This window comes from Flavobacterium tructae (genome assembly GCF_002217475.1).
GTDB lineage: Bacteria > Bacteroidota > Bacteroidia > Flavobacteriales > Flavobacteriaceae > Flavobacterium > Flavobacterium tructae.
On record NZ_MUHH01000064.1, the window covers coordinates 2,785 to 15,353 of the forward strand.

At 35.7% G+C, this 12,569-nt stretch carries 8 protein-coding genes; 4 read left to right on the forward strand and 4 right to left on the reverse strand.

The genetic code is table 11. The features are described from left to right. Positions 1-3,981 (reverse strand): sialidase family protein (locus B0A80_RS19775; protein WP_165769300.1); only part of this gene is annotated, 3,981 nt, incomplete at its 3' end. A 189-nt stretch (positions 3,982-4,170) separates the two neighbouring features. Between B0A80_RS19775 and B0A80_RS19780 the strand changes: the two genes are divergently transcribed. Next, positions 4,171-6,405 (forward strand): B12-binding domain-containing radical SAM protein, encoded by a 2,235-nt coding sequence (locus B0A80_RS19780; RefSeq protein WP_089078420.1) that lies wholly within the window; start codon positions 4,171-4,173, stop codon positions 6,403-6,405. Between the two features lie 24 nt (positions 6,406-6,429). Here B0A80_RS19780 and B0A80_RS19785 read toward each other — a convergent pair whose 3' ends face one another. Genes B0A80_RS19785 through B0A80_RS19795 form a run of 3 tightly spaced genes read right to left on the reverse strand, consistent with a single transcriptional unit; the run spans position 6,430 to position 9,191 of the window. Continuing rightward, positions 6,430-7,194 carry an MBL fold metallo-hydrolase gene (locus B0A80_RS19785; RefSeq protein WP_089078416.1) on the reverse strand — a complete coding sequence of 255 codons (765 nt, stop codon included), beginning with the start codon at positions 7,192-7,194 and terminating at the stop codon, positions 6,430-6,432. A gap of 54 nt (positions 7,195-7,248) precedes the next feature. After that, positions 7,249-7,932 carry a response regulator transcription factor gene (locus B0A80_RS19790; protein ID WP_089078417.1) on the reverse strand — a complete coding sequence of 228 codons (684 nt, stop codon included), beginning with the start codon at positions 7,930-7,932 and terminating at the stop codon, positions 7,249-7,251. Then, positions 7,929-9,191 carry a sensor histidine kinase gene (locus B0A80_RS19795; RefSeq protein WP_017495197.1) on the reverse strand — a complete coding sequence of 421 codons (1,263 nt, stop codon included), beginning with the start codon at positions 9,189-9,191 and terminating at the stop codon, positions 7,929-7,931. The genes B0A80_RS19790 and B0A80_RS19795 overlap by 4 nt, the downstream gene beginning before the upstream one ends. Positions 9,192-9,342: 151 nt before the next feature. Between B0A80_RS19795 and B0A80_RS19800 the strand changes: the two genes are divergently transcribed. The 3 genes from B0A80_RS19800 (at position 9,343) to B0A80_RS19810 (ending at position 12,414) form a co-directional block, all read left to right on the forward strand. Continuing rightward, the gene (locus B0A80_RS19800; RefSeq protein WP_017495198.1) at positions 9,343-9,759 is read left to right on the forward strand and encodes a DUF1573 domain-containing protein; all 417 of its coding nucleotides are present in this window, start codon (positions 9,343-9,345) and stop codon (positions 9,757-9,759) included. 252 nt (positions 9,760-10,011) lie between these two features. After that, positions 10,012-11,394: a sialate O-acetylesterase gene (locus B0A80_RS19805; protein WP_089078418.1), complete on the forward strand. Its 1,383-nt coding sequence runs from the start codon at positions 10,012-10,014 to the stop codon at positions 11,392-11,394. A gap of 63 nt (positions 11,395-11,457) precedes the next feature. Continuing rightward, the gene (locus B0A80_RS19810; protein WP_089078419.1) at positions 11,458-12,414 is read left to right on the forward strand and encodes an aldo/keto reductase; all 957 of its coding nucleotides are present in this window, start codon (positions 11,458-11,460) and stop codon (positions 12,412-12,414) included. Positions 12,415-12,569 lie beyond the last annotated feature (155 nt).

Below are 12,569 nucleotides of genomic sequence, written 5' to 3' on the forward strand. Positions count from 1 at the left end.
AGGAGTAATACTTATTGATAAACCATAAGATCTGCAACCCGCTGCATTTTTTATCATGATGTTGTAATAACCAGAAGTAAGCCCTGAAAGAGCTGGGTTAGTTGTCCAGGTATTACCATTGTCAAAACTATAAGAACTTGCAACTGTTGCAATAGTAATACTTCCATCAATGCCGCACGTTGGCTGAACTAATGTAAAATCTGGATTAGGTAAATAATATTGCTGCAGGTTAGCGTATACACCGTAAAGCGGAGATGTGCATCCGGTAGCATTTTTTACTAATAAATAATAAGTGTTTGGACTTAGATTAGTAAAGACAGGGCTAGTACTCCAGTTTCTGCCTCCATCTATACTGTATTGTGCTTCAGTTGTAGTAAAAGTTATGCTTCCTCCAACTCCACAAGTAGGCTGTGTTGTTTTAAAGGTGGGAGCCGGGAGAAAAAACTCTTGAAGTAATATCGGATTTGAGTTGGAAATACAACCGAGTGCATTTTTAATCGTTGGGTAATAATATCCTGTCGGAAGGTCGGAAAAAACAGGGTTTGTTCCCCAATTTACCCCGTCAATGCTATAAAAGCTGGCAGTAGTATTAATTTTAATACTGCCTTTTGTACCACATCCTGGCTGCGTGATGGTTAAATTAGGTTGTGCCAGCTTAGAGGTATCCAAATAAGTGTAAATGGAATTGGATGTACAGTTATTCTTTTTTATAATTAAATTGTAAGATCCCTGGCTTAAATTATTAAAAACATTATTTGTACTCCAGTTTGCACCACCATCGATACTATAGTAATCCGCAGTGGTGTTGAATGTAATATTGCCAATATTTCCACAACTTGGATTCGTAACTGTATAATCCGGATCAGGAAGCTTTGGGGTGTTAATTGAAACACCTACAGAGTTAGAAACACATCCTAAACTGTTTTTTATTGTAATGTTGTAAAATTTATAAGAATTAAGATTTGATAAGGAAGAAGAAGTTCCCCAGGTATAACCTCCATCAAAACTATAGAAACTGGCAGCTGTATTTATTGTAATGCTGCCCGACGATGTACAAGTAGGTTGAACAACAGTATAATCAGGTAGATCTATATTGGGATTATTTAAATAAACGCCGGTTGAATATGAGGTACATCCAAGATTATTTTTTGTAATTACGGTATAACTACCCGGAGGTAATGACTTAGAATTAAGAGTTGTCCAGGTTGCACCATTGTCAAAACTATAAAAATCGGATAATGAGTTGATAGTAATTTTTCCGTTTACACCACAAGTTGGGTGTTCTATGGAAGTAATTGGAGAACTTAGATAAGGCTGATTTAAAGAAACATAAGCAGAAGAGCTGATACATCCCGCACTGTTTTTTATTTTTATTTGATAGTTTCCAAAAGGTAAAATTTTAACATTATTGTTAGTCCAGGTTACTCCATTGTCAAAACTGTACGAATCTGCTGCCGTAGTAATTGTAATACTGCCGTCTACTCCGCAAATAGGTTGTTCAGTTGTATATTGAGGATAGGAATCTTTAAAATCATTTAAATAAGCATAAGTGTAATAGGAAGTACAGCCTAAGGCATTTTTAATTCCTAAAGAATAGCTTCCTGCATTTAAATTACTCATTGTATTATTGGTAACCCAAGTACTTCCTCCATCAAAAGTGTAAAAATCAGAAAGAGTATTGATGGTAATACTTCCTTTTGTGCTACAAGCGGGTAATACGATTTTATAAGTGGGAGTTTCCAGCGTATTACTACTGATGAGTACATTGTTTGCCGACGAAATACAACCTTGTAAATCTTTGGTACGAATTTTATAATTTGCAGGTGAAAGATTGTTAGCAGTAGAATTATTTACCCAAGTTGCACCATCGTCAAAGCTATAGTATGGAGCAGGAGTTGTAATGGTAATACTTCCTTTATCTCCACAAAATAATGGATTGATATAAGTGTAATTTGGATACAGAGTAGAAGCAGCTGTAATAATTACACTTTGAGAATAGGAAGTACATCCATTTACGGTCTTTATTTTTACTAAATAGGTTCCGGGATTTAAATTACTCTTTGTATTGCTAGCGCCCCAGGTTACACCATCATCAAAACTATATTGTGATGCCGTTGAAGTTACTTTTATCGTTCCTGTAGCAGAAAAACAAGAGGGCTGCGTAATCTGTAAAGTAGGAGAAACGGCAGTTTGACTTGGTTCTATAGTAACATTGGCATTGCTGGAGCATCCAAAAGAATCTGTAACAGTAACAGAGTAATTTCCTAACGAAGTTACGGTAATACTTTGTGTAGTTTCACCAGTATTCCATAAATACGAAGCCCCGGGAGAAGCAGTTAATACAGTGCTTCCAGAGCAAACATTTAAGATACCTGTAATATTTGCTGTGGGATTTCTTACCTCTAAATTGGCAGAAATTATTTTGTAGCAAGTAGCATCCTTGCTCACTCTAACAAAAATAGAAGCACTAGAACTTGGGTAACTTGTAAAATTGGTAATAGCATTCAAATTGGACTCTGCCTCATTGTAATTTTTGAAATAACTAAAATTTAAACCCGCCGTAGAAGGAACTATTAAAGAATTCAATGTCGATAAATCAAAATTTTCACTTCCATCACGGTTTGCGTCACATTGAGATATTTTGGCAGATGTAACATTAATGGTACAACTTGAAGAACAATTTAAAAAAGAAATATCCCAACCAGGATTTGCATTAGGATCTATAGCAGAATCAAATGTGGTTCCTGAGCAAGAAGTTCCGGAAATATCATAATCTATTCGTACTCCTACATTATAATTAGTATTTGTAATATTTGGAAGATCACTGCTTTTTAATGTAAAACAAAATTTTTTGTTTGTTGTGTCCAGGTTTGAAGTAGTTGATGTGTTATAAACTGACACATTGCTACTGTTGTAAACATTTAAAGTGATTTTTTTTACTGAGGCAGAAATTCCTCCGGAATTAGGAATAGTATAACTGCCACACACTGAAATTGGTAAAGTTGGACAAACTTTATTCAAAGGATCAAGCTCTATAGAACCTTGTAAGTTTTCTGCGGATTGTAAGATACAAACATCATCCACATACATATATCCGAAATGTCCTCCCAGTCCACATCTTGAAGCCATAAACTCAACGGTAAATTCTTCGTAATTAGGAATTGATGAAATGTCCAGTATTCCTGATTGCCAATTGGGAGTGTATAAAGTGACATAACCGGAATTTTGACTTGGAACCTTACTGAAAATGCAATTTTTTTCATCTCCTACCAAACAAAATTCACTAACAACGGTCTTATTTTTATCTAAAACTCGAGCTTTTACAAAAGCTTGATTATCAGTGTGGCTATTGTCGTATACACTTTGTAATACCGCTTTGTAGTTAAATTTCAGATAATTTTCATTATTAGTTTTAAACCTTTTACCCTGAACAATAGAACCATAGGTAGAGGAGTTCTCATGATTAATTTTAAGAGCATATTGATCAAATGCTTTAATGTCTCCTATATAGGGGTCAACCAAATTGGCAGAAACACTGGTCGCCATAATGTTCATGTTATTAGGGTTATAGCGATTGATGTATGAATCGGCAGTATTGGTAATCGATCGGCACTGCGTTGGCCCGGGAGGATCGCCTATTGTATAAAGAAAATTCTTAAGATAACTACTTCCGTTTATAGTTTCATATTGCTCAAAACCTCCATTTGTACATATCTCTACGCCTTGAAGAGTAGCGACTGTTTTTGAAGTCAAATTTCTCTCTTTCGAATTCAAAATTACTTTTTTTAAATTCAGGACTTCAGCTTTCATCTTTGCCTCCCTAATTTTCAAAAATTGTTTTTGCTCTTCCAAATTTTGAATGAGATGACCATGTTTATCTTCTAATAAAATACTATTAGACGAATTCGGATTAATTTCTTGCGCAAAAACACAAGAATATTTGATAAAAACAATAAATAGGAGTAAAGTTCTTAGCTTCATTTAAAGAAAATTTGTAGGCAAATATAGCCAAAAAATGATGCTGTAAATCATGAAGTACAAATGTTTACAAGTTTTATTTCAATAAATAAAAACTTAAATATTTGATGACGTGAACCAAATAATTAGATTTATTTCTTTTGTCAAATGATTATAAATATCCCGTATTTTTGCAAAAAAAATAAATTCCTTTTGAAAACAAAACTTTTTGTAATTACGCCACCTTTTACGCAACTGAATACCCCGTATCCGGCAACAGCGTATATAAAAGGTTTTCTGAATACTAAAAATATCGAATCGGTTCAGGCTGATTTGGGTATTGATGTGATTTTGGAATTGTTTTCGAAGAAAGGATTGATTGATTTGTTTCTTTATTCTGAAAATATTTTCAAAGATTTGTCCTCTCAAGCGGAGTCGGGGGAAGACATTTCAGATAATGCTAAGCGTATTTTTGCGTTGCAGGACGAATACGTCAAAACAATTGATGCTGTAATTCAGTTTTTGCAGGGGAAAAATCCAACTTTGGCTTTACAAATCTGTCAGGAAGATTTTCTGCCCGAGGCCTCTCGCTTTGCACAGTTGGAAGAATTGGATTGGGCTTTCGGAACCATGGGAACGCAGGATAAAGCCAAGCATCTTGCCACCCTATATCTCGAGGATATTTCGGATTTTATTGTGGAATGTATCGATGAGAATTTTGGTTTCAGCCGATATGCCGAACGTTTAGGGCGAAGTGCCAATTCGTTTGATGAATTATACGAAGCTTTACAGCAAAAACTAACCTATATTGATTCTATTCTAATTTCGATTTTAAAAGAAAGAATAGAAAGGGTTCAGCCTACATTTTTTCTGATATCCGTTCCTTTTCCGGGAAATTTATACAGTGCTTTCAGATGTGCACAATGGGTAAAACAGCATCATCCGGAAATTAAAATTTCGATGGGCGGAGGTTTCCCAAATACCGAATTGCGTTCACTTTCGGATCAACGTGTTTTTGAGTTTTTTGATTTTATCACTCTCGATGACGGTGAAGTGCCAATTGAAGAACTTATTGAAAGCTTGTCTTTCCGAGCGGAGTCGAGGGAAGAGAAGCGATACAAAAGAACTTTTCTGCTGGAAAACGGAGAAGTAGTCTATAAAAACAATTCCTTAAAACACGATTATAAACAGTCACAAGTTGGAACTCCCGATTATTCGGATCTGCCTTTGGATAAGTACATTTCGGTAATCGAAATTGTGAATCCCATGCACCGAATGTGGAGTGACGGACGTTGGAACAAACTCACTATGGCGCACGGTTGCTATTGGGGAAAATGTACCTTTTGTGATATCTCATTAGATTATATAAAAGTTTACGAACCGGTAGCGGCTAATTTATTGTGCGATCGGATGGAAGAGATGATGCTGCAAACAGGGCAGAATGGATTCCATTTTGTAGATGAAGCAGCTCCGCCGGCATTGATGCGTGCTTTGGCTTTAGAAATTTTGCGTCGGAAATTAGCAGTAACGTGGTGGACCAATATTCGATTTGAAAAAAGTTTTTCGAAAGATTTGTGTTTATTGCTTAAAGCTTCGGGCTGTATTGCGGTTTCGGGTGGTTTAGAAGTGGCCTCAGACCGATTATTAAAGCTAATTGACAAAGGTGTAACAGTAGAACAGGTTGCAAGAGTAACCCGAAATTTTACCGAAGCCGGAATCATGGTTCATGCTTACTTGATGTACGGTTATCCAACTCAGACCATTCAGGAAACGGTGGATAGTCTCGAAATGGTACGTCAGTTATTCGAGGCAGGGATTCTGCAGTCGGGATTTTGGCACCAGTTTGCGATGACAGCTCACAGTCCGGTTGGATTGTATCCGGAAAAATTTGGTGTCACAAAAGCAACGGAGGCTATCGGAACTTTTGCTAATAATGATATTGATTATACCGATTCTACCGGAATCAATCACGATAAGTTTAGTTTTGGATTGAAGAAATCACTTTTTAATTTTATGCATGGAATCTGTTTTGATTACGAATTGCAGGATTGGTTTGATTTTAAAATTCCGAAGACTAAAATAGAGCCCGACTTTATTTTTAATGCCCTTGAGGAAGGAAATGATTTCAATACAAAACCGAATGCAAAAGTTGTCTGGTTAGGCGGAAAACCATTTGTGGAGCATTTTACAAAATCTAAAAAAGGAAGAAGCTGGGAAATGATGAGTTTTACTTTCCATGATAAAAAAGAAAGTTTCAACATTCAGACCAATAAAGAAGAAGGAGAATGGCTGGTTCAAATTCTAAGTAAAATGGCTATTTCAAATACTAAAAATTACACTTTTCAGGAAGTGAAGAATGATTTTGAGACCAATTTAGACGATTTCGAACTATTCTGGTATTCCAAACCCGTTAATACTTTGCGTGAGTTTGGATTATTGGTTTTGTAGTTTTTCTTTGCACTAAATGAAGGACTAGTATTCTACACAGGTACCATCATTTGGAATCGAAACTTTATCCAAAAGATTATTATCCAGAAGTGCTTGTTTTAATGCTGTTCTTGTTGTTGGACAGTGGTTTAAAGCTTCCAGATGATTGGCGAATACTTTTCCGGGAGCAAGTGCGGCAAATTTCAGAATATCGTTCATTCGCATCAATAAGGGCTGACCGAAATCTAATCGGGCAGTTCCACAGGCGACAACCGAAATATCGGGTTTAAACTCAATCAGGACTTTTTGCACGTGTTCCGTAAAAATAGTATCAGAACTGATATAAATAGATTTTTGATTGGGTAATTCGATATGAAAGCCCATAACGTTTCCCATAAGTTTGGCAATAAACCCATAACCGTGAACGGCGGGAATTCCGGTTATTTTACCTCCCAGAAACTCCTGAGGTTCCCAATAATTTAAGGTTTGTACGATGCTTAAACCTCTTTTCAATAAAGCACTTTGATCTTTACTGCTGCAAATGACCGGAATGCTTTTGCGTCTTAGAAAAATTTCGCCCGCTTTATCGATATGGTCAGGATGCAAGTGAGTAATAAGGCAGACGGTTACTTTACTCAAAATATCTCTGCTGTTTTTGGGTAAAGCGATAAGTGGGTTTCTTTTGGGTTTGTAACGAAAAATAGTAAAAGGTGCAATCGTTTTCTTTTTCCCCAACATCGGATCAACCAATATAACATCGGTTTCAGTTTCTATAACTAAAGTGGCGTTACGTAAATGATGTAATTTCATATCAGAGAAAATAAGTACTAAAATACAAAAAATGGAAGAATTTAAGCCTATAAATTACATAGTAAATCGAAAACCAATTCCGTGAAGGTTCTCAATAGAAATGCCTTTTTCGTTGCTTAGAATCTTACGAAGTCGTGAAATAAAAACGTCCAGACTACGTCCCATAAAATAATCATCGGTTCCCCAGAGAGAGGTAAGGATTTGTTCTCTTTTTAAAACGGAGTTTTTATTGTCGAGGAATAATTTCAATAATTCGGCTTCGCGCTGCGTAAGGCTGATTTTTTCACTTTCGTTGAAAAGAACAAAGTTGCTCGTGTCAAATTGATATTTGCCAATCTCATAAACTGGCTTTTCAATTAGAATGTTTTTCTGTGAACGCTTCAGGAAAATTTCAATTTTTAAAAGCAATTCCTCAATGCTAAAAGGTTTTACGAGATAATCGTCGGCACCCAAACGCAATCCTTTAATGCGGTCTTCCTTTAATGTTTTGGCGGAAAGAAAGATAATCGGAATGTCGCTGTTGCATTTTCTGATTTGAGCGGCCAGTTCAAAGCCATCCATCTTAGGCATCATGATATCAAGAATACAAATGTCAAAATTCTCTTTTTTAAAGTTTTCGAGACCCATTTGTCCATCGCGGCAATGATTCACTTCATAGTTGTTCTGTTCCAGATTGTCTTTGGTCAGGAATGCCAGGGTTTCATCGTCTTCAGTATAAAGTATTTTGAATTGTTTCATTTTTTATATGGAATTGATAAAGTTATAGTGATGCCTTTTTCAGAATTGTTCTCCGCTTTTATTTTCCAGTTGTGCAAGTTGCAAATTTCTTTTACATAATACAAACCTAGTCCAAAACCGGTTACCTCGTTGCTTTTTTCGTTTTGAGCACGGTAGAATTTATCAAAAATAAAGGAAAGGTTTTTAGATGAAATTCCAACTCCATTGTCTTTGAAAGCTAGTTTTAAAACCGAATTTTCGGCCGTTATTCCAATTAGAATAAGACATTTTCCGGAACAATATTTTACCGCATTGTCAAGTAAATTATAAACTAAATTCGAGAAATGAAAAACGTCTGTTTCAATTTTGTACTCTTTGGAAAGAGTTTCAATTTTGATATTGGCCTCCGGATATTTTAAAAGTATGTTTTGGATTACTTCTTCAATAATCGGAACAACTAAAACGGACTCCTTCTTTAATTCCAGTGGTGCATAATCTGATTTAGCCACATTTAAAATCTTTTCAATATGACCATTCAGTTTGTTGCTTTGGTTGATAATGATGTCAGTGTAGGTATATAGTTTTTTGTCTTCTTTAATAGGAGTTTGCTCGATCAGATATTTAGATGCAATCAGAATGGAAGATAAAGGTGTTTTAAACTCATGCGTCATATTGTTGATGAAATCACGCTGCAGTTCGGAGTATTTTTTTTGTTGTAAAAGAGTAAAAATCGAGTACACATAAATTAATAAAATAAGAATCAGAGCAATCGAAAGTATAAACCAGAATCGCATCGAACTAAATAAATAGGTCGTCTCATTTGGAAAACGTATGGCAAAATAATAAACCAGGTTTTTGTGTTTTGGAAAATAAACGGGTTGCTTGATTGTCTTTTTTTCAGATAGAGAAATATAATTCCCATAGACCATTTCGTCACTTTGACAATTGTACATCGCATATTCAAAATCAGTCGTAATGTTCATTTTTTTGAACTCACTTTTAAGGTAAAATTCCAGAATATCAGGTTCAAAATCATTGTCAATATTTACGATATAATAATCGTTGGCAATCTTTTGAACAGGATTTTGTGCCGGAAGTTCATGATTGGTTCCTTCGTACAGTTTTTTAGCGACTTCAAGCAAAGCGAGATGTGCTTTTTGACTGAGTTTTTTTTGTTCTATAGTAAAAGCTTCTTTGGTCCAAAGCAGCTGTGTTACCAGTATACTGATAATAGCCACTAAGCCTAATAAAATGATGCTATTGAGTTTGTTGAGTTTCAAGAAAACAGTTTTTTAAAGTGTAATATTAATCAAATTTATAGTGAAAAACGCCAATTAACAAGTCGTTAACAAAGATTTGAAAGCGGTTAACAGCGATTTGATCAGTTCAGAAGTACTTTTGAAATATCATTAACCAATAAAATATTTAGCTATGAAAATGATTAAAATTTCGATGTTAGCTTTGGCACTAGGTTTAATGTCTTTTTCGGCAATTGCACCGTTAAAGTCATTAAATTCTGAAACAAAAGTTGCTGCAGCAGCGGCTTCAACTGTAGTATGGAAAGCTGAAACTATAGATGTGGGTGAAATTCCTCAGGGAACTCCAAAAGCAATTGTTTACGAATTTAAAAATACCGGAAAAACGGCTGTAGTGATTACAAATGTAGTGGGATCTTGTGGTTGTACAGCAACAGATTATACTAAAGAACCTATTTTGCCTGGTAAATCGGCAAAAGTAACCGCAACTTATAACGCTGCAAATAAAGGTGGCTTTACAAAAACGGTTACGGTAACCACAAGTGCCGAAAGCACTCCAAAAGTCCTTACGTTAAAAGGCACAGTGATCTAAGAGTTTTAAATATATTAGTTATAAAGCGAGAAGCTCCGGGTATGTAATGTATCCGGAGTTTTTTTTATGTTGTGTATTTTATCCTTTTAAAAATTAATATCTTTAATAAAAACGTTTTTCTGGAAAGTGTAGAGCGTTTTTTTTACAATATCACCGGACTAAAAACAGCTGAAATTGTTAAAATGCAATAGGTACTTAAGAATTAAGTCGGCAATAGTCTGGCTAAGCAGGTTGTCTTAAAAAAGCGATACGATGAAAAATAATATGTTTAAGTTTGTTCTCTCTCTGTTGATTATTCCCGGTTTTATGATGGCAAATGTCTCTCTACCCAATATTTTTGGTGATAATATGGTTTTACAGCGCAATGCTGAAGTTAAGATTTGGGGTTGGGCCAATCCACAGGAAGAAATCCGATTAGTGGTTGACTGGAGCAATATCGAGTATAAAGTTAAAGCAAACAATCTGGCGCAATGGGAGCTGAAAATAAAAACGCCTGAAGCTGGAGGGCCCTATGTAATTTCTATCAAAGGGTACAACGAAATTATTCTTAAAAATATTTTGATTGGAGAAGTTTGGATCTGTTCGGGACAATCGAATATGGAAATGTCATCAAGTTGGGGAATAGACAATGGGGAGGAAGAAACTAAAAATGCAGCAAATCCTAATATTCGATTTTTTAACGTTCCGAAATTAACAGCTACAACGCAACAGAACAATCTGCTTGGTAATTGGACAGAATCGACTCCCGAAACCATGAAATACTTTAGTGCTGTTGGTTATTTTTTTGCCAAACGCTTAAGAGAAGAACTAAAAAATGTTCCAATTGGATTAATATCTTCTAACTGGGGAGGTACACCTGCAGAAGTCTGGATACCCGAAGAAGTCGTTCAGAACGATTCTGTTTTGTTAGAAAATGCAAGAAAATTAAATGAGCAGGAGTATGGACCCCGACAGCCGGGACGTGCGTACAATGCGATGATCTATCCTTTTGTTGGATACAAGATTGCCGGAACAATTTGGTATCAGGGAGAATCGAATGTTGGTTCTTTAGTATATGACAAAACATTATCGGCTTTGATTACCTCATGGCGGAAAGCCTGGAGCGATGATTTTCCGTTTTATTATGCACAAATTGCCCCTTTTAAAACGGGAAGTAATAATTTTCATAATGTCATCATAAGAAATTCACAGAGAAAATTACTCAAAGAGGTTTCAAATACCGGAATGATTGTGACCAGTGATATTTCAGATGTAAAAGAAATTCATCCCAAAGATAAAAAGACAGTGGGAGTCCGTTTAGCCAATCTGGCTTTGGCAAACACTTATAAAAGTACTATTGGATTGGTCAATGGGCCACTTTTTAAGAGTTTTAAAATCGATAAAGAGATAGTGGCTCTTTCTTTTGATTATGCTGATGGTCTGTATTTTAAAAACGGGGTGTCCAACCAGTTTGAAGTTGCAGGAGTAGATGGCATTTTCTATACAGCCGAAGCCTTGATTAGAAACGATCAGGTCGTAGTAAGCAGTAAAAAAGTTAAAAATCCGGTTAAGGTTCGTTTTGCCTGGGGGAATACCATCCAATCCGATTTGTTTAATAAAGTAAATTTGCCTGCTTCTTGTTTTAGTACGGAATGAAAATGGCAATGATGAAAAAGATTTTTTCTACCTTTAAATGCTATAAAACTTATAATTAAAACAATGAAATATAACAGATGTGGAAAAAGCGGATTGTTACTGCCTCAGATTTCTTTAGGATTGTGGCATAACTTCGGATCGGTAGATAATTTTGATACTGCAGAATGTATTGCCGTTGAAGCTTTCGATAAAGGAATTACACATTATGATCTGGCCAATAATTATGGACCGGTTCCCGGATCTGCAGAAACTAATTTTGGAAAAATACTCTGGCATAACTTTCAGGGAAATTTAAGAGACGAAATCATTATCTCGACCAAAGCAGGCTACACCATGTGGGATGGCCCTTATGGAGATTGGGGTTCTCGTAAATATTTACTGTCAAGTCTGGATCAGAGTTTAAAAAGAATGAAAGTAGATTATGTGGATATTTTTTATTCGCATCGTCCGGATCCTGAAACTCCAATTGAGGAAACGATGATGGCTTTAGATTATGCTGTGAGAAGCGGAAAAGCTTTGTATGTGGGAATAAGTAACTATTCGGCGGAACAAACCAGCGTGGCTGTAGATGTTTTGAAGCAATTGGGAACACCATGTTTGATTCATCAGGCAAAGTATTCTATGCTGGAGCGTTGGGTAGAAAATGGTTTATTAGATGTTCTTGAAGAAAAAGGAGTAGGTTGTATTGCGTTTTCTCCATTGGCACAAGGACTTCTGACGGATAAATATCTAAACGGAATCCCTGAAAACTCAAGGGCACATAATCCAAACGGACATTTGAAAGAAGATGAGGTTACACAGGAACGCATACAGAAATTAGTTCAATTGAACGAAATTGCCGGAAACAGAAACCAGTCTTTGGCCCAAATGGCTTTGTCATGGCTCCAAAAGGACAAACGAATTACTTCAGTTTTGATCGGAGCAAGCTCTGTGAAACAATTGAATAATAATATCGAATGTTTGCAAAATCTTGATTTCGCAGAAGACGAAATAAATGCAATTGAGAAAATTTTAGCATAAATCATTTTTATATACTTTAAAAAGGAAGGGCTGTCTCTAAAATGAGTCAGCCCTGTTTTTTTATAAATTAGAATTTTTTCGGAAGTAACTATTCCAGTTTTTTTTCGAAACTGCTCCGGCAAAGCAAAATGTTTGTAGCAAATGTAATTTTCCGA